Origin of the sequence: Enterobacter sp. DC1, from assembly GCF_000568075.1 — a bacterium.
In the GTDB taxonomy this organism is placed as follows: domain Bacteria; phylum Pseudomonadota; class Gammaproteobacteria; order Enterobacterales; family Enterobacteriaceae; genus Enterobacter; species Enterobacter asburiae.
The window spans coordinates 19,456-37,739 of sequence record NZ_AZUA01000013.1 but is presented as its reverse complement, the minus strand read 5'-3'; the positions used below and the strand labels follow the sequence as shown (position 1 = coordinate 37,739).

General features: G+C 59.7%; 18 protein-coding genes. 6 read left to right on the top strand and 12 right to left on the bottom strand.

What is annotated here, in order from left to right; all coding sequences use genetic code 11:
- Positions 1-70: 70 nt before the first annotated feature.
- On the top strand, positions 71-433 hold the full coding sequence (locus P346_RS00315) for a cupin domain-containing protein (protein ID WP_032662896.1): 363 nt from the start codon (positions 71-73) through the stop codon (positions 431-433).
- Positions 434-498: 65 nt separating this feature from the next.
- Here the strand turns inward: P346_RS00315 and P346_RS00320 are convergent, their stop codons facing one another.
- Positions 499-1,383 carry a LysR family transcriptional regulator gene (locus P346_RS00320; RefSeq protein WP_032662894.1) on the bottom strand — a complete coding sequence of 295 codons (885 nt, stop codon included), beginning with the start codon at positions 1,381-1,383 and terminating at the stop codon, positions 499-501.
- 105 nt (positions 1,384-1,488) lie between these two features.
- Between P346_RS00320 and budA the strand changes: the two genes are divergently transcribed.
- The 4 genes from budA to P346_RS00340 all read left to right on the top strand — a co-directional run bounded on the left by budA (position 1,489) and on the right by P346_RS00340 (position 5,357).
- Entirely contained in the window at positions 1,489-2,268 is a 780-nt protein-coding gene (gene budA, locus P346_RS00325) for an acetolactate decarboxylase (RefSeq protein ID WP_023310680.1), read from the top strand.
- 13 nt (positions 2,269-2,281) lie between these two features.
- Positions 2,282-3,961 (top strand): acetolactate synthase AlsS, encoded by a 1,680-nt coding sequence (gene alsS, locus P346_RS00330; RefSeq protein ID WP_032662892.1) that lies wholly within the window; start codon positions 2,282-2,284, stop codon positions 3,959-3,961.
- Positions 3,962-3,981: 20 nt separating this feature from the next.
- A complete protein-coding gene (locus P346_RS00335; RefSeq protein ID WP_032662890.1) occupies positions 3,982-4,752 on the top strand; it encodes a (S)-acetoin forming diacetyl reductase in 771 nt (256 codons plus the stop codon).
- Positions 4,753-4,883: 131 nt separating this feature from the next.
- Positions 4,884-5,357 (top strand): cold-shock protein, encoded by a 474-nt coding sequence (locus P346_RS00340; protein ID WP_023310683.1) that lies wholly within the window; start codon positions 4,884-4,886, stop codon positions 5,355-5,357.
- A gap of 108 nt (positions 5,358-5,465) precedes the next feature.
- On the opposite strand, the gene P346_RS00345 is transcribed toward P346_RS00340, so the two are convergent.
- The 5 genes from P346_RS00345 to P346_RS00365 form a co-directional block, all read right to left on the bottom strand.
- On the bottom strand, positions 5,466-6,170 hold the full coding sequence (locus P346_RS00345) for an ABC transporter ATP-binding protein (RefSeq protein WP_032662887.1): 705 nt from the start codon (positions 6,168-6,170) through the stop codon (positions 5,466-5,468).
- The gene (locus tag P346_RS00350; protein ID WP_032662886.1) at positions 6,157-6,993 is read right to left on the bottom strand and encodes an ABC transporter ATP-binding protein; all 837 of its coding nucleotides are present in this window, start codon (positions 6,991-6,993) and stop codon (positions 6,157-6,159) included. Before P346_RS00350 ends, P346_RS00345 begins: the two co-directional genes overlap by 14 nt.
- Positions 6,986-7,819, bottom strand: a complete 834-nt coding sequence (locus P346_RS00355) for an ABC transporter permease (RefSeq protein WP_032662883.1) — start codon at positions 7,817-7,819, stop codon at positions 6,986-6,988. The genes P346_RS00350 and P346_RS00355 overlap by 8 nt, the downstream gene beginning before the upstream one ends.
- Positions 7,819-8,832, bottom strand: a complete 1,014-nt coding sequence (locus P346_RS00360) for an ABC transporter permease (RefSeq protein WP_032662881.1) — start codon at positions 8,830-8,832, stop codon at positions 7,819-7,821. The genes P346_RS00355 and P346_RS00360 overlap by 1 nt, the downstream gene beginning before the upstream one ends.
- 144 nt (positions 8,833-8,976) lie before the next feature.
- The gene (locus P346_RS00365) at positions 8,977-10,545 is read right to left on the bottom strand and encodes an ABC transporter substrate-binding protein (protein ID WP_032662879.1); all 1,569 of its coding nucleotides are present in this window, start codon (positions 10,543-10,545) and stop codon (positions 8,977-8,979) included.
- Positions 10,546-10,746: 201 nt separating this feature from the next.
- On the opposite strand from P346_RS00365, the gene P346_RS00370 reads away from it, so the two are divergent.
- Positions 10,747-11,445 carry a GNAT family N-acetyltransferase gene (locus P346_RS00370; RefSeq protein WP_032662877.1) on the top strand — a complete coding sequence of 233 codons (699 nt, stop codon included), beginning with the start codon at positions 10,747-10,749 and terminating at the stop codon, positions 11,443-11,445.
- A 33-nt stretch (positions 11,446-11,478) separates the two neighbouring features.
- On the opposite strand, the gene P346_RS00375 is transcribed toward P346_RS00370, so the two are convergent.
- From P346_RS00375 to betA, 6 genes are all read right to left on the bottom strand, one after another.
- Complete coding sequence (locus P346_RS00375; protein ID WP_032662875.1) at positions 11,479-13,173, bottom strand: thiamine pyrophosphate-binding protein; 1,695 nt, start codon at positions 13,171-13,173, stop codon at positions 11,479-11,481.
- 33 nt (positions 13,174-13,206) lie between these two features.
- Entirely contained in the window at positions 13,207-13,947 is a 741-nt protein-coding gene (locus P346_RS00380) for an SDR family oxidoreductase (RefSeq protein ID WP_032662873.1), read from the bottom strand.
- A gap of 275 nt (positions 13,948-14,222) precedes the next feature.
- Positions 14,223-14,870, bottom strand: a complete 648-nt coding sequence (locus P346_RS00385; protein ID WP_032662871.1) for an anti-sigma factor — start codon at positions 14,868-14,870, stop codon at positions 14,223-14,225.
- A complete protein-coding gene (locus P346_RS00390) occupies positions 14,867-15,421 on the bottom strand; it encodes an RNA polymerase sigma factor (protein WP_032662870.1) in 555 nt (184 codons plus the stop codon). The genes P346_RS00385 and P346_RS00390 overlap by 4 nt, the downstream gene beginning before the upstream one ends.
- A 43-nt stretch (positions 15,422-15,464) precedes the next feature.
- Positions 15,465-16,028, bottom strand: a complete 564-nt coding sequence (locus tag P346_RS00395) for a fasciclin domain-containing protein (protein WP_032662868.1) — start codon at positions 16,026-16,028, stop codon at positions 15,465-15,467.
- A gap of 590 nt (positions 16,029-16,618) precedes the next feature.
- Positions 16,619-18,283, bottom strand: a complete 1,665-nt coding sequence (betA, locus tag P346_RS00400) for a choline dehydrogenase (RefSeq protein ID WP_032662867.1) — start codon at positions 18,281-18,283, stop codon at positions 16,619-16,621.
- Between the last annotated feature and the right edge of the window lies 1 nt (position 18,284).

Sequence of the window (18,284 nt, the reverse complement as noted above, 5' to 3'; positions counted from 1 at the left end):
ACGATCGTTCAAGACCGGCACCCCGACCTTATTCTATCCTGGACGCTTCTCAACCATAGGAAGTGTCGCAATGTATAGTCCTGTTAATTTAGACAATAAATTCTCTCTCTTCGACGCGCACTGGCAGCCGAAAGTCATCGCTCAGATGAATGACTATCAGTTTAAAATCGTCAAAATATCGGGTGATTTTATATGGCACGCGCACCCTGAAACCGATGAGGCATTCATCGTGGTCGAGGGCGTGTTACGTATTGATTTTCGTGACGGACATGTGCTCGTCAATTCAGGGGAAATGTACGTTGTACCGAAAGGCGTTGAACATAAAACGTCTGCTGAATCGACGGTAAAAATGATGATGATAGAACCTTGTGGGGTCCTGAATACTGGACACGAAGGCGGGGAGCGTACCGCAGAGAACGACGTCTGGATTTGACGACGGAGGCTATGTTGCCGGGTTGCGGCTGCAGCTTACCCGGCCTACAAAACTCCTATAGGCCGCTATGACCCCTCGCTCATCATCATCAAAAAACGCTTCACCGTCCGCGAGCGTTCAAAACGCCGCCAGCACAGCGCGATATCGGTATAGAGCTCCGGTGAGCTCAGCGCGTGATAGGTGACATTCGGCGGTGAAATTGCCGCCATGGATTTCGGTACCAGCGCGAACCCGCCGCCCGCGGAGACCATGCTCAGGGAGGAGGAAAGCTGCGACGACTGCAGCGCGTGCTGTACGTCAATCCCGGCCCGCTCGCAGCAGCCGTGAACCCGTTCGTACAGCCCCGGCGCGACCTCCTGCGGAAACAACACCACCGGCGTATCCCGAAGCTGCTCTAACGCCAGCGAATCGCACGCCGCCAGCGGATGGTCGCGATGCAGCGCCACCACCATCGGCTCCCGGTCGAGGATTTTTAACTCGAACGCCTTGCTGCTCTCGCACGGCAGGCGCACGAAGGCGATATCCAGTTCACCCTCCGCCAGCATCGTCGTCAGCGACGACATATTGGCTTCCACCTGGTGAACCTGCACCGCCATGTTCTGGACCTGAAACTGGCGAATCAGCGCGAAAATTTTGGGATGAAAAGCGTCGGAGCTGGTGATGCCAATCGACAGATTGCCGTTCAGCCCGCGCGCGATGCCGCGGGCCTTCTCCAGCGCGGCGTCGCTCAGCGCCAGGATCTTGCAGGCGTCCTCGTAGAAGGCTTCTCCCGCTTCGGTCAGCTCCACGCCCCGCGTCAGGCGTCTGAACAGCGGCGTGCCCACTTCCTCTTCGAGCCGTTTGATCTGCTGACTCAGAGGAGGCTGTGAAATACCCAGCGCTTCGGCCGCCCTGGTGAAGTGTCGCTCGCGTGCAACCGCGACAAAATACCGCAGATAACGAAGTTCCATATCTAAAACGTCTCAAACCAGCATGGTTTCTATATTGGAACTCTCTGCTGAATCGGGTCAACATTTATTTAACCTTTCTAAATAAAGTTGAAGAGGACGAGCACGATGATGCATTCATCTGCCTGCGACTGTGAGGCCAGCCTGTGCGAGACCCTGCGGGGGTTCTCCGCCCAGCATCCTGACAGCGTGATCTATCAGACATCGCTAATGAGCGCCCTGCTAAGCGGTGTGTACGAAGGAGAGACCACCATCGCCGATCTGCTGGCACACGGCGATTTTGGTCTGGGTACCTTCAACGAGCTGGACGGTGAAATGATTGCTTTCAGCAGCCAGGTGTACCAGCTGCGCGCCGACGGCAGCGCCCGGGCCGCGAAGCCGGAGCAGAAAACGCCGTTCGCGGTGATGACCTGGTTCCAGCCGCAGTACCGCAAAACCTTCGATGCCCCGGTCAGCCGTCAGCAGATCCACGACGTCATCGACCAGCAGATCCCCTCCGACAACCTGTTCTGCGCGCTGCGCATTGACGGCAACTTCCGCCACGCCCACACCCGCACCGTACCGCGCCAGAAGCCGCCGTACCGCGCGATGACCGACGTGCTGGACGACCAGCCGGTGTTCCGCTTTAACCAGCGCGAAGGGGTGCTGGTCGGGTTCCGCACGCCGCAGCACATGCAGGGCATCAACGTGGCCGGCTATCACGAGCATTTCATCACCGACGACCGTCAGGGCGGGGGCCATCTGCTCGACTACCAGCTGGAGAGCGGCGTGCTCACCTTCGGTGAAATTCACAAGCTGATGATTGACCTGCCCGCCGACAGCGCGTTCTTACAGGCCAACCTTCACCCCAGCAATCTTGATGCAGCGATCCGTTCCGTCGAAAACTAACAGGAGAACTACCGTGAACAGTGAGAAACAGTCACGTCAGTGGGCGCACGGCGCCGATATGGTTGTCGGCCAGCTGGAAGCGCAGGGCGTGAAGCAGGTGTTCGGGATCCCGGGTGCGAAAATCGACAAGGTCTTTGACTCCCTGCTGGACTCCTCCATCGAGATCATTCCGGTACGCCACGAGGCCAACGCGGCGTTTATGGCGGCGGCGGTCGGGCGGCTAACCGGCAAGGCCGGGGTGGCGCTGGTCACCTCCGGGCCGGGCTGTTCCAACCTGATCACCGGCATTGCCACCGCCAACAGCGAAGGCGACCCGGTTGTGGCGCTGGGCGGGGCGGTGAAGCGGGCGGATAAAGCCAAGCTGGTGCACCAGAGCATGGACACCGTCGCCATGTTCAGCCCTGTCACTAAATACGCCGTGGAGGTCAGCTCACCGGACGCGATTGCCGAGGTGGTTTCCAATGCGTTTCGCGCCGCCGAGCACGGCAGGCCGGGGGGCGCGTTCGTCAGCCTGCCGCAGGATATTGTCGACCAGCCCGCGACGGGGGCGGTTTTACCCGCCAGCGGCCCGGCGCTGATGGGCCCGGCTCCGGAGTCGGCGATTAACGACGTGGCGAAGCTTATCGAAAACGCCAAAAACCCGGTCATCTTACTCGGCCTGATGGCCAGCCAGCCCGCGAACAGCGCCGCGCTGCGCAAGCTGCTGGAGAAAAGCCGCATTCCGGTGACCAGCACCTATCAGGCCGCCGGGGCGGTAAATCAGGAGCACTTCACCCGCTTCGCCGGACGCGTCGGTCTGTTCAATAACCAGGCGGGCGACCGGCTGCTGCATCTGGCGGATCTGATCATCTGCATCGGCTACAGCCCGGTGGAGTACGAGCCGTCCATGTGGAACAGCGGCGACGCGACGCTGGTGCACATTGACGTGCTGCCAGCCTATGAGGAGCGTAACTACGTGCCGGATCTGGAGCTGGTGGGGGACATCGCCGAAACGCTGAACCTGCTCGCTAACCGCATCGACCGTAAGCTCGAGCTAAGCCAGCGGGCCTCCGAAATTCTGGTCGATCGCCAGCATCAGCGCGATCTGCTCGACCGCCGCGGCGCCTCGCTCAACCAGTTTGCCCTGCACCCGCTGCGCATCGTGCGCGCCATGCAGGACATTGTGAATAACGACGTGACGCTCACCGTCGACATGGGCAGCTTCCACATCTGGATCGCCCGCTACCTCTACAGCTTCCGGGCGCGTCAGGTGATGATCTCCAACGGTCAGCAGACCATGGGCGTTGCCCTGCCGTGGGCGATTGGCGCGTGGCTGGTCAACCCGGGCCGCAAGGTGGTGTCGGTCTCCGGTGACGGCGGCTTCCTGCAGTCCAGCATGGAGCTGGAAACCGCGGTGCGCCTCAACGCCAACGTGCTGCACATCATCTGGGTGGATAACGCCTACAACATGGTGGCGATTCAGGAAGAGAAAAAATACCAGCGGCTTTCCGGCGTCGAGTTCGGCCCGGTCGATTTCAAAGCGTATGCCGACGCCTTCGGCGCGAAGGGCTTTGCCGTGGAGAGCGCCGAGGCGCTGGAACCCACGCTGCGTGCGGCGATGGATGTGGATGGCCCTGCTGTGGTGGCCATTCCCGTCGACTACAGCGATAACCCGCTGCTGATGGGCCAGCTCCATCTCAGCCAGATTTTGTGACTCACGATAAGGACAGAGAAATGCAAAAAGTTGCTCTCGTAACAGGCTCAGGCCAGGGGATTGGTAAAGCGATCGCGCTTCGCCTGGTGAAAGACGGCTTTGCCGTCGCCATCGCCGACTATAACGTTGAGACGGCAAGAGCCGTCGCCGATGAAATCATCCGTAACGGTGGCAGCGCCGTCGCCGTGAAGGTCGATGTCTCTGACCGCGAACAGGTATTTGCGGCGGTAGAGAAAGCGCGCACCGCGCTGGGCGGCTTTAACGTTATCGTGAATAACGCCGGGATTGCGCCGTCTACCCCCATTGAATCCATCACGCCGGACATTGTCGACAAGGTCTACAACATCAACGTGAAAGGGGTGATCTGGGGGATCCAGGCCGCGATTGACGCCTTCCGCAAAGAGGGGCACGGCGGCAAGATCATCAACGCCTGCTCCCAGGCGGGCCATACCGGCAACCCGGAGCTGGCGGTCTACAGTTCCAGCAAGTTCGCGGTGCGCGGCTTAACCCAGACCGCGGCACGGGATCTCGCGCCGCTGGGGATCACCGTTAACGCCTACTGCCCGGGCATCGTCAAAACGCCGATGTGGGCGGAAATCGACCGTCAGGTCTCCGAGGCGGCGGGTAAACCGCTCGGCTACGGGACGGAAACCTTTGCCAAACGCATTACGCTTGGCCGTTTGTCCGAGCCGGAAGATGTCGCCGCCTGCGTCTCATACCTGGCAGGCCCGGATTCCGACTACATGACCGGCCAGTCGCTCTTAATTGATGGTGGAATGGTGTTTAATTAAATTCTAATAAGCTCTGACATGAGTTTTCCCCTGCACCCGTGCAGGGGCTTTTTTTTGTCTCCTCCGTCATTGTGCATTACACTGCGCGCTGCAAAACTTTAGTCATTACGATCTGACAGGCGGTAACAGCGATGAACGGTACAATCACAACGTGGTTTAAAGATAAAGGCTTTGGATTTATCAAAGATGAAAACGGCGACAACCGCTATTTTCATGTGATTAAGGTCGCGAACCCCGATCTGATTAAGAAAGATGCCGCGGTGACCTTTGAGCCAACCACCAACAACAAAGGCCTTTCCGCCTATGCGGTGAAGGTGATCCCCGAAAGCAAACATCTCTTTATTGCCGGCGAGCGCGTGAAGCTCTCCTCCATCAAATCCTTCGTGGTGTTTAACGAAGAAGAGCCGGCTGATACCAAAATCGACAAAGAGAACGCGGTGCTGTCGGTGGGGCTGCTGATGAACAGCATCAAGCCGAAATCCGAGAAAAAGCCGGGCGAAATGCGCACGGTGAAGAAGCTAGCGATCACCACCTTCCAGAACACGACGCTGATCTTCACCGAAGATGAGATCGACATTGATGCCACGGTGAAGCTGCTTAAGTAACGTTTTGCCGGGTGGCGGCTGCGCCTTACCCGGCCTACAAAAAAACCTCAACGCGGCACGAAACGTAGGCCCGGTAAGCGCAGCGCCACCGAGCACCGCCGCGCGCACTTACCCCATCCTGTGCTCGCCCCGCAACATCGCCTCGCGGTCAAACACCCTCTGGATCTCCCCGTGCGCCATAAACGCCGCCCGGTCGGACATATGCGCAATCACGTCCGCATCGTGGCTCACCAGCAGGTAGGTCATGCCGTGCTCGGCCTTCAGGCGGTTCAAAAGATTGAGAATTTCCGCCTGCACGGACATATCCAGCGCCGAGGTCGGCTCGTCCAGCAGCAGAAGCTGCGGGCGCAGCAGCAGCGCGCGGGCAATGGCCACGCGCTGGCGCTGGCCGCCGGAAAGCTGGTGCGGATAACGTTTACCCGCGTCGGCGGAAAGCCCCACCTGCTGCAGCGCATCTGCGACTTTCTCTGCGACCTGCGCCTCGCCGCGAATATTCAACGGCTCCGACAGCGTGCGAGAAATCGTGTGGTTCGGGTGCAAAGAGGCCCACGGATCCTGAAACACCATCTGCACGTTGCGGCGAAGCTCGCCTTCAAAACGCCGCCCAGGCCGTAGCGCGTCTCCCAGGATCGAAATGCGGCCGTTCCACTCGCGCTGCAATCCCGCCAGCACGCGCAGAATAGTTGATTTCCCGCAGCCGGATTCACCGATCAGGCTGAAGGTTTCGCCTTTCTCGATGGCAAAGCTGGCGGCGGACACCGCCGTTTTCTCCCCGAAGCTCACCTGGAGATCGTTAACCTCAACGAGCGTCATTATTGGTCTCCTTCCACGGCTGCGAACGGTCCAGCGTCGGCAGCATCTGGCCGAAGGTGTTGGCGTTTGGACGGCAGGTCCACAGGGTGCGCGTATACGGGTGCGTCGCCTGCGGCAGCCGGCTTGCCGCCATCTCATCGACCTTTTCGCCCTGATACATCACCAGCACGCGGTCGCAGTGTTCCGCCACCAGAGGCAGATCGTGGCTGATGAGCAGCATCGCCATCTGGCGTTCTTCGCTCTGCTGCACCAGCAGTTCGAGGATCTGGTTGCGCAGGCGGGCATCCAGCGCGGAGGTGGGTTCGTCGGCAATCAGCACCTGCGGGTTGTTGATCAGCGCAATCGCAATCATCACCCGCTGGCCCATGCCCCCGGAGAGCTCGCCGGGATAGCGCTGGAGGACGTGTTCGTTGAGCCCGACGGCGCGGATGATGTCGTGAATGCGCGCCAGGCGCTCGGCGCGGGGCAGGCGCTGATGCAGGGTGAGCGCTTCATCGAGCTGAGCGGCGACGTTTTTCGCCGGATTCAGCGCGTAGCGCGGGTCCTGCAGGACCATCGCAATCCCGTTACCGCGCAGCGCCTGCCAGCGGCGGGAGCTCAGGGTCAGCAGGTCGTTGCCGAGCACGTTAAGCCGGTTCGCGCTCACGATGCCGGGCTTGCGCACCAGCCCCATCAGGGCGCGGGCGGACATCGATTTGCCCGAGCCGGATTCCCCTACCAGCGCCAGCCGCTCGTTGCCCAGCGTGAAGCTCAGGCTGTTGACCACGCGCGCGGCGGGGTAGTCGATATTCAGCGCATCGACGATGACGCGTTGTTCAGTCATGCTGTGGCTCCAGTACGTCGCGCAGGCCATCGCCCAGCAGGTTAAAGGCCAGGCTGGCAAACAGAATCGCGCCGCCCGGAATGGCGGCAATCCACCACTGGTCGAAAATGACCTGCATGCCGTCGGCGATCATCGCGCCCCATTCGGCCATCGGCGGACGCGCGCCAAGGCCGAGGAAGCCCAGCCCGGCGGCCGCCAGAATAATCCCCGCCAGATCCAGCGCCAGCCGCACAATCGCGGACGGCAGGCACAGGGGCAGAATATGGCCGACCAGCAGGCGAAGCCCGCGAATGCCCATCATTTCGGCGGCGGCGAGATAGTCGCTGTGGCGCAGACGCTGAATTTCACTCCGCGCCTGACGCGCGTAGGCGGGCCAGGTGGTTAAGGCCAGCGCCAGCGCGCCGTTGACCAGCCCGGGGCCGAGCATCGCCACAAACGCGAAGGCGAGGATCAGGCGCGGCATCGACATCACCACGTCGGTAAAGCGCATCAGGATGCGCTCCAGCCAGCCGCCGTAGTAGCCGGACAAAATCCCCACCAGCAGCCCGGCGGGCAGGGTGATGACGGTGACTAACGCCACCAGCCCGAGCGCCGGACGGGTGCCGTAAATCAGGCGTGAAAGTAGGTCCCGCCCGTAGCTGTCGGTGCCCAGCCAGTGCTGGATATTGGGTGCCTGCAGGCGCGCGGCGGCGTCCTGCCAGTTCGGGTCAAGCGGCGCGAGCCACGGCGCGAACAGGGCGATAGCCACCAGCAGCGCGATGGCAGCCAGCCCGCAAAACGCGGCGGGGGAGCGGCGCAGGCGGCGTAAGAAAAGATAAAACGGCATCAGCGCACCCTGGGATCGGTCGCCCGCACGAGCAGGTCGGTAAGGTTATTAATGAGCACAAAGCAGACGCCAATCAGCAGCGTGCCGCCCATGACGGCGGTGGTGTCTCCGGCGAACAGGGCGGTGGTGAGGTAGCGCCCGATCCCCGGCCAGGAGAAGACGGTTTCGGTCAGCACCGCGCCTTCCAGCATGCTGGTGTAGGCGAGGGCGATTACCGTCAGCAGGGTACCGCGAATGTTCGGCAGCACGTGGCGCAGCAGAATGGTCATCTCCCCTGCGCCCTTGGCGCGGGCAAGCAGGATGTACTCTTTGTTCATTTCGCTCAGGCAGGCGGAGCGCGTCAGGCGCGTGATGCTCGCCAGCGAGTAATAGGCCAGCAGCAGCACCGGCAGCACCAGGTGGCTGAGGGCGTTGCGGAACGCCTCGCGGTCGCCGGAAAGCCAGGTATCTATGAGCGCAAAGCCGGTGCGCGGCTCGACGGTGAACTGCCAGATATCGTCCAGCCTGCCGGGACCCGCGCTCCACTGCAGCTTCGCGTAGAACAGGGCCAGCATCAGCAGGCCGAGCCAGAAAATCGGCACCGAGTTGCCGAGCAGAGTGAGCGTTCTGATGGCGAGATCGAGCGGCGAACCGGCGTAGCGGGCGCACAGCACCCCGGCAATCACGCCGAGCACGGCGCCGATGATTAACGCCAGCGTGGCCAGCTCCAGCGTGGCGGGGAACGCGTGCAGCAGGTCCTGCAGCACCGGCTGACCGGTGGCGGTGGCCGTGCCTAAATCACCGTGGGCAAGGTTTTGCAGGTAGTGCCAGAACTGCACGGGCAGGGGCCGATCCAGCCCAAGCTGGTGGCGAACCTGATCGTACGTGGACTGGCTGGCGTGATCGCCGACGATCTGCAGCACGCGATCGACCGGTGAAAACGCCGAGAGCGCAAACGTGACGAGCAGCAGCCCGAGAAGCGTGAGCAGCAGGGTCAGCAGGCCCTGGAACACGCGGGTGGAAAGATGTGGCATGGGAAAATCGTTATCCTGAAAATGTGCACGGACGACCCCCTCTCCCTGTGGGAGAGGGCGGGGGTGAGGGGAAACAGGCGGCTCTGTTGCGCGATGTTGCCCTCACCCCAACCCTCTCCCACGGGAGAGGGAGAAGGAGAAGGGCTACTTCGTGACGCGATCGTACCAGACCATATCCGCGTTCAGCCCCTGCTGATACCCCTTCACGCTATCGCGCACCACGATCTGGGTTTTACCCTGATCGACAAATACGTACGGCGAATTCTGCTGCAGCTGTTCCTGCATCTTCTTGTAGAGATCCAGACGCTTCGCCGGATCGGGCTCGGCCACCGCCGCCAGCGTGGCTTTGTTCAGCTCCGGGATTTTCCAGCCGTTCAGCCCGGCCACGGTGCTGGATTTACCGTCATTCCACGCAAAGGCGCTGGCATTGGAGTGCGCGTCGAAGTAGTCCGGGATCCACAGACGAATCGCCGCCTGATGCTGCTTTGCGCGCACGCGGGCATAGACCTGGCTCCCGGCGGCAGGCAGCAGATCGACCTTCACGCCGCCCTGAGCAAAGCTCGCCTGCATCGACTGGGCGATGGTGATAAACGGCGGCTTGTTCTCCACGTCCAGCGTGAAGTGTGCGTCTTTAATGCCCGCTTTGGCGAGAATGGCTTTCGCTTTTGCCGGGTCAAACTTAAACGGGTTGTCTTCCAGCGCGCCCGGCAGCCCGACCGGCAGGAAGCTCTGGTGAACAAAGTACTGGCCTTTCAGCAGATTTTTGGTGATGCCTTCATAATCGACCAGCCAGCGCGAGGCTTCCCAGAACGCCGGGTTGTTCAGCAGCGGGTTGGCGCTGTTGCCGGTGTTAAACACCAGGTAATTTTGCTCGGCGGACGGAATGCTCAGCACCTTCACGCCCGGCTTGCCGTCCAGGGCGCTTATCTGATCTGCGCCCAGATCGCGCGCCACGTCGGCATCACCCTGCTGGATCAGCAGGCGGCGTGAAGCCGGATCGGGGACGTTTTTAATGATGATGCTTTTGAGCTTCGGCGCGCCGCCGGGCGAGGACTCGTTGGCTTCCAGCACGATGGCCTGATGCGGCTGATAGACGCGCATTTTGAACGCGCCGCTGCCCGCCGAGTGCATTTTCAGCCACGCGTTGCCGAAGTCGTTATCCTTCACGTTTGCCGCGACCTGCTTTTCATCGACGATGGAGGCAATCGGCGTTGAGAGAATATTCAGCGCCACCGACGGGCTCACGTCCGCGGTCCAGTGAAGCGTGATGGTATGGTCGTCCACTTTCTTCAGCTGGCTGGCGATGTTGCTCGCGTCCCAGCCCAGCACGTTCAGAATAAAGGCCGGGGATTTGTTCAGCGTCACGGCGCGGGTGTACGAGAAAATCACGTCTTCCGGGCGCAGCGGATTGCCGGAGGCGAATTTGGCATCGGGCTTAAGTTTGATCGTCAGCGTTTTTGCTGCCGCGTCCGCTTCCCAGCTTTCTGCCAGAATCGGGGTGATTTTTTCCGGGTTATCGCGGTCCGGCTGTACCAGACGCTGATACAGGCTCGGCACGGTCTGGATGCTGGAGAGCTCGTTGGCTTCGGCCGGGTCGAGGCTCACGATGTCATCCAGCCCCTGGGCAACAACCAGCGTGTTGGGCGGAGTAGCGGCGTGGACGGCGCCTGAGAGCGCAGCCAGCACCAGTAACGGCAACAGTTTTTTCGTCATAGCGATCCCTGAGAAGAATATATTGTGATTGTTTTATGCTCCGCTACGTTAGGTCGACTCTGACATTCCGCAAAGTCGAAATTCAGCTTTGCTTATATCTTGCGGGAATATCGCATGCGCTCGGGCTATTAAAATACGCTGCTTTTCGCCCGCTTTTTAACCTGCTATAACAAACTCCTTACCTTTCAGGGAGTCACCACCGTGCCCGAAATCAATCAACATGGTCAAACCGTTAACGATATCGTTCCCGACTGGAGAGGCGCTCGCGTATTAACCCGCACGCCGCTGTTCGGCCAGTATTGCCGCCTGGAGCCGCTGGATGCCGATCGCCACGCGGCCGATCTCTATGAGGCCTACGCGCTGGGCGACGACAGCGACTGGACGTGGCTTGCCAGCACGCAGCCAGCGAGCGTGGAAGCCACCGCGCACTGGATCGTGGCTAAGGTGATGGACGACGAGCTGGTGCCGTTTGCCGTCATTGATTTACGCACCGAACGCGCGGTGGGGCTGGTGAGCTATATGGCTAACGAGCGGCTGCTGGGGTCGGTGGAAATTGGTCACGTGACCTGGTCGCGCAGGATGAAAGGAACCCGGATGGGCACCGAAACGGTGTGGCTGCTGCTGAAAAATGCGTTTGAGCACGGCTACCGGCGCGTCGAGTGGAAGTGCGATTCCATGAACATTGCGTCACGCAATGCGGCGGAGCGGCTGGGGTTTGTCTGGGAAGGACGCCTGCGCCAGAAGCTGGTGCGCAAAGGGCGCAACCGCGACAGCGATATGCTTTCTATTATTGACGGCGAATGGCCGCAAAGAGACGCCGAGCTGCGCGCCTGGCTGGTGGCGGGCAATTTTGACGGGGAAGGGCGGCAGATTAAGCGGCTTGAGGCGTTTCGGTTATAAGTGTTTTATGTAGGGTACATCTGAAACGGTCGATCAATCTGCGGAAATGGCAATTTCAATCAAATTGGTTTTTCCGGACTGTAGCCCCTGCGTCACCGCCGTGGCGATATCCGCGGCCTGGGTCACCCGACAGCAGCGGATACCCATCGCGGCGCCCAGCGACTGGAAATCAATTCGCGGGTTAATCAGATCCATCCCGATAAAACGACCCAGCTGTGTCGAACTGTAGCCCGGCTGTCCTTTCATGAAGTTTTTCAGGATGTTGTATTCCAGGTTATTCATCACGATAAAGGTGACGGGCAGATTTTCATGCGCCGCCGTCCAGAGTGCCTGCGGCGAGTACAGGGAGGCGCCGTCGCCAACCAGACACACAACCGGCTCGCGCCCCAGCCCCAGCGAGTGACCGACTGCTGCAGGCATTCCCCAGCCCAGACCGCCGCCGCGCATAAAGTAATAGCGCGGGTGCTGCTGGTCGGAGATAAACCGGCGAACGTGTCTGGCCGTTGCTATCGCCTCGTCGACAATCGTTATGCCAGGTGGAACAGACTTTATCACCTCGTAGGCCGCGACCATCGGCGAAATCGCCGGGCGCAGCCGCTCGGCTGCCAGGCGTTCTTCCTGCAGTTGCCACTCTTTTTCACGTTCAGCGCGTGCCGCTTTGAGCAGCCGCTGATGCGTCAATTTGCTTGCCACCCGGCGCTGCTCAAGCTTCGGCAACAGTTCCTTCAGGGAGAGTTTTATATCCCCCATCACCGAGAGGCGGGTGGCGTAGGTGCGGCCAAGTTCGTTCATATCCGCCGAGAGCTGATACACCGCGCAGGTTTCCGGAATGGCCTCGCCCTCGCTATACAAAATGGTAATCAGGCTTCTGCCGCCGATGATAAACACCGCGTCGTAGGCATTAACGACGCTGGCGATTTCATTTGCGGTGGTGGGCATATTGCCTCGCCAGAGCGCGTGCTGCGTGGGGAAGGGCAAATTCAAAGGCCAGGAGGAGCCGTAGACGTGGGCGCCGAGCGCTTCAGCAAGCTGTACAATCTCCTGCGTCGAGCCGCTGGAGTGAACTTCATCTCCCGCCACAATCATGATCCTGCCGGGCGTAACCTGGCTCAGCTCTTCGGCCAGTTCGTCCAGCGAGCCCGCCACGGTGTGATAGTTCACCTTTGAGGCCGTTTGTATCCCGGCGTCGCTGAGCTCTTCCATCACGTTCATTGGCAGGGATAGCAGCACCGGACCCGCCGGAGGGTAGCTGGCGGCGTGAAAGGCGCGGCGCACAAGAACCGGGAGCTGATCGGCGCTGGTGACCTCCTGCGCCCATTTCACCACCGGCGATCCAATGGAGACAATGTCATCGTACAGGAGCGGGTCACGCACGTAGTGCCGGGTATCCTGTTGCCCGACGGTGACAACCAGCGGCGTTTTCATGATCCGCGAGTTGATTAAGTTTCCCATCCCGTGCCCGAGGCCGCTGGCCGTGTGCAAATTGATAAAACCGGTCTTGCCGGAGGCTTTCGCGTAGCCGTCTGCAATGGCGACCACGCTGCTCTCCTGGAGCGCCAGAATATAGTGAATATTTTCATGGCGAAGAAGGGCATCAATGAGCGGGAGTTCGGTGGTGCCGGGGTTGCCAAAAATATATTCCACACCTTCACTCTCCAGCACTTCAAGGAGAATATCGGCACCCGATCGCATATTTAAATCTGATATGGACGTTAATGATTTAATCATAATGACACCTCATTCAGTATTATTTAAGGCATGCTAAAATTCTTCCTGCGTGGGGCGAACAACAATTTCATTAATATCAACGTCGCCTGGCTGCTCGATGGCAAATAAAACGGAACGGGCAATCGACTCTGCCGGAATAGCCTGCTTGTAAAATTCATGCAGGAACTGTTTGCTCGGGACATCAGAGCTACCAAACTGCAGCTCGCTTTCAACGGCTCCGGGGGAAATAAGGGTAGTCCGAATGGTTTTCCCCGCCTCCTGACGTAACCCTTCACTCAGGGCGCGGACGGCGAATTTCGTGGCGCTGTACACTACGCCTCCGGGGGCAAGGACCTTGATGCCCGCCACGGAGGCCACGTTAATAAAGTGCCCGCTCCCCTGGCGCTGGAACATCGGGAATGCCGCCGCGATACCGTACAGCACGCCTTTGATATTGGTATCAATCATCCGGTCCCACTCGTCGGTTTTCAGCTCGCTGAGGGGGGCGATAGCCATATAGCCCGCGTTGTTGATCAGCACGTCGACGCGCTGGTATGCGGCGACGGCGGCGTCAATCGCGCGCTGGACCTCCACCTGTCGGGTTACGTCCGCCTTTACGGCAATCGCCTGGCCGCCCTGCTGAATAATATGATCCACCAGAGCGTTTATTCTCTCCAGACGACGGGCAACTAGCACCAGAGAAAAAGGTTTATTTGCCAGATGAAGGGCAATGGCCTCACCAATGCCGCTGCTGGCACCGGTGATAACAACAACTTTGTTTGCACTATTATTCATGATCTTATCTCACTGTTGTGTGATTCAAAAAAATAAAAAAGAAAGGAAGGGTTTAAGAATAATAATGAATTCTTAAATGCGAGTTTTTGATATATTCTGTATCTGGAATGGAATAATGCTTGTTTAAAACTTAATGGAGTACGGAAGAGAATGTCAATAACGTTTTTTAATAATTAAATTAATTGCAAGGCTAATATTTAATTCTTATATGTAACAATCATATCAACAGAATGAAATTTGCCGATCCCCGCGGCCCTGCGAACAAGGCCGGAGGATTAAATCTTGCCGCTGTACAGCACGGGGCCGGTGGGTTGACCGGTGGGTGATCCCCCCTCAGGTTCAAGGCTTATGGCTATCATCGCGTCAGGGGTAAGGGTGTTGTTCATGAGGGCAACATGAGTCGGTATATCACTTTGCAGTAGCCCAAGGGATATCGGGGCCTTCCCGGCAGGAATAAGCCAAAGCTGCAGGCTGTTTTGCGCCGCGACAGCGTTCGGTCTGAGAGGGGTTATGCTCAGATACTGACGGCGGCTGTCCGCACTGACGATCCATTGCCCGTGCTGTTGGGCATCGTTGAGCACCATCAGCGGTGCGAGTTCCGGCGTGCGGGTGGTATACCAGGCTACCGCGCTAACGGCGGCGATGCCGGCCGCGACCATCCAGCCGAGATAAGGCCGGCTTTGGCGCAAAGGCTTTTTCGGCGGCAGATCGAGGGCGATCTTCTTCCACACCGTCTCGGGCGGGGTAACGGGCGCGAGATGACTGTCGAGCGTGCTGAACGTTTCCTGCCAGTACGCCACGCGGGCGGCCAGACCGGGTTCAGCGGCGAGCCTTTTCTGGAACTGAAGCCGCGCCCCTCCGCGCAGGGTGCCGAGGGCATATTCCGCAGCCAGCATGTCATCGCGTTTTTCGCTGTCATTCATAGGCCCACGCACTCCCGAAGATGATCCATCGCGCGGCGGATCCAGCTTTTTACCGAGCCCACGGGCTGCTGGAGCCAGTCGGCAATGTCGCTGTGGGACATGCCCTGATAGTAGGCGAGCGTAATACTCTGGCGCTGTTCGTGACTCAAATGTTCCAGACAATGCCTGAGCCGCGCTGCCTGCGCGTCGTCGTGCCAGTTATTCGGTTCATCGCCCTCGCCCAGCAGAATATCTTCCGAATACGACTCCTCATGGGCGGCAGCGCGGGTTTGCCCGCTGCGCAGCCAGTCAATACAGCGGTTGCGAACAATATGCGTAAGCCAGGTCATCGGGGAGCTCAGGGTAGCGTTATAGGTTTCGGCTTTACTCCAGACGGTGACAAAACAGTCGTGAAGGATCTCTTCTGCCCAGGCGCGATGGCGCAGCATGCGCAGCGCGACGGCAAACAGGTGAGGCGATGTGAGTCGGTAAAGTTGTTCAAATGCGCGGCGATCGCCATTAGCGATCGCCTGCATTAATTTCAACTGCTGTTCAGCCAGCGCGTTATCCATGTTTTTCCCGGAAGGCAACGTCACACTTCCGAAGTATAGACAACTACTTAGGCATCAGGACGGTATCAATCACATCGATCACGCCATTTTTCTGACGGACGTCATAGGTGCTGATGTTCGCCACGTTGCCTTTACCATCCTTGAGCTGAATATTGTGCGGGCCGTTACTCATGATCCACAGCGGTTGCCCGTTAACGGTTTTCAGCTCCGCGTGGCCACCGCCCTGTTTAATTTTCTGCTCTAGCGCTTTCATATCGTAATTACCCGCAACCACGTGATAGGTCAGAATGCTGGTGAGCAGCGCTTTATTTTCCGGCTTCACCAGATTGTCGACCGTACCCGCAGGCAATTTTGCAAACGCCGCATCGGTTGGCGCAAAAACGGTGAAGGGCCCTTTGCTCTGCAGCGTCTCCACCAGCCCGGCCGCTTTTACCGCCGCCACCAGCGTGGTGTGATCTTTTGAGTTCACGGCGTTTTCAACAATGTTTTTACTCGGGAACATTTCCGCTCCGCCCACCATTACGGAGCCAGAGTTCATGGCCGCTGATGCGCCTGCACAGAAGAGCAAGGCGCTGGATACGAATGCAACACTGAGTAGCTTTTTCATCATTTATCCTCGGATTAAGGAGCAAAGGCGTTGCTCACATACTCACATACGAGGGCAGGGGGGAAACTGGATGCAGTGAAATGAAAATAAATTTTTGGAGGAAAGATAAACTCCCTCTCCCGTATGGAGTGAGAGATCCCCAGTCATTTTTTAACCTGAAGCGATGAACGTTGCCTCAGAAAAATGAATGCCTTACAGCGATGTCCTGGTCCGGCTGTAAATCGCCGAAGCGTTTCCGTAAGGCCGGGGCGAGGCGCAGGGATGCGCCGAGAGGGCGTGGCCTGCAGGGATGCAGGCTCATGCCCGACCCGATAGCCTGAAGGAATAAGCTGAGGGCACCGCGAAGCGGCGATTTACCGCCGGGAGCCCGGGTTGCCAGGGCGGTGGCGATTGAGCCGCCCTGGCACGTTCACAAGTTACGTCGTTACAGAGTGGCAAGGAACGTCAGGTGAACGGAATGACCACCACAGCCGTATGTTCCCCCTCACCCCAGCCCTCTCCCTCAAGGGAGAGGGGGCCGTCGGTGCAGGCATTATTTTGTGAGGATCCCTCCCCCGTATGGAAGAGGGGTAAGGGGAGGGGAAATACCCTCAGCGTCGAACCGGCGCCCCGTTCGCCACATAATACGCCGCCGTGCTCTTCGCCAGCGGCTCGCGCCCGCGGATCGCGTCGGCAATTTTTTCGCCAATCATTATGGTGGTGGCGTTCAGGTTGCCGGTGATGATCTGCGGCATGATCGACGCATCCACCACGCGCAGGCCTTCCAGCCCGTGAACGCGGCCTTCGCCGTCGACCACCGCCATCTCGTCATAGCCCATCTTGCAGGTGCCGCACGGGTGGAAGGCTGTTTCGGCGTGGTTACGCACGAACTCGTCCAGCTGCTCGTCGGTCTGGCACTCGACGCCCGGGCTGATTTCGCGTCCGCGGTACTTGTCCAGCGCGGGCTGGTGCATGATCTCGCGGGTGATGCGGATCGCGTCGCGGAACTCCTGCCAGTCCTGCTCGTGGGACATATAGTTGAACAGGATCGCCGGATGTTGGTGCGGATCGCGCGACTTAATGCGCACGTGGCCGCGGCTCGGCGAGCGCATGGAGCCGACGTGGCACTGGAAGCCGTGCTCTTTTACCGCGTTCGAGCCGTTGTAGTTAATCGCCACCGGCAGGAAGTGGTACTGAATGTTCGGCCATTCAAACTCTTCGCGGCTGCGGATAAACCCGCCCGCTTCGAAGTGGTTGCTCGCGCCCACGCCGGTGCCGCCAAACAGCCACTCGGCGCCAATCTTCGGCTGGTTCCACCACTGCAGGGCAGGGTAGAGGGAGACCGGCTCTTTGCACTCGTACTGGAGGTACATCTCCAGGTGATCCTGCAGGTTTTCGCCCACGCCGGGCAGGTCGTGCACCAGCGGAATATCAAACTGCTTCAGCAGGTCTGCGCTGCCCACGCCGGAGCGCTGGAGGATCTGCGGGGAGGCAATCGCGCCTGCGCACAGCAGCACCTCTTTGTTCGCCGTCGCTTTGGATGGGATAGTGCTTTCGCCCTCCAGCCACTCGACGGCCACCGCGCGCTTGCCGTCAAAGATAATGCGATCGGTCGTGGCGTGGGTGCGGATGGTCAGGTTCGGGCGCTTTTTGGCCTGGTCCAGATAGCCGCGCGCGGTGCTGGCGCGTCGGCCCTGCGGCGTGACCGTGCGGTCCATCGGGCCGAAGCCTTCCTGCTGGTAGCCGTTGAGATCCTCGGTGCGCGGGTAGCCCGCCTGCACGCCGGCTTCCACCATTGCTTCAAACAGCGGGTTCACGCCCGGCTTCGAGGTGGTGACGCTCACCGGACCGTCGCCGCCGTGGTAGTCGTTCGGCCCCACGTCGCGCGTCTCTGCCTTGCGGTAGTAGGGCAGGCAGTTGAGGTAGCTCCAGTGCTCAAGGCCCGTTTCTTTCGCCCAGTTGTCGAGGTCCATCGCGTTACCGCGGATGTAGCACATACCGTTGATCAGCGATGAGCCGCCCAGCCCTTTGCCGCGTCCGCACTCCATGCGGCGGTTGTTCATGTAAGGCTCTGGCTCGGTTTCATACGCCCAGTTGTAGCGCTTGCCCTGCAGCGGGAACGCCAGCGCGGCGGGCATCTGGGTGCGGAAGTCAAAGCGGTAGTCCGGCCCGCCCGCCTCAAGCAGCAGGACGGTGGTATTCGGATCTTCAGTCAGTCGCGTTGCCAGCACGTTGCCGGCAGAGCCGGCCCCGATAATGATGTAGTCAAATTGCAAA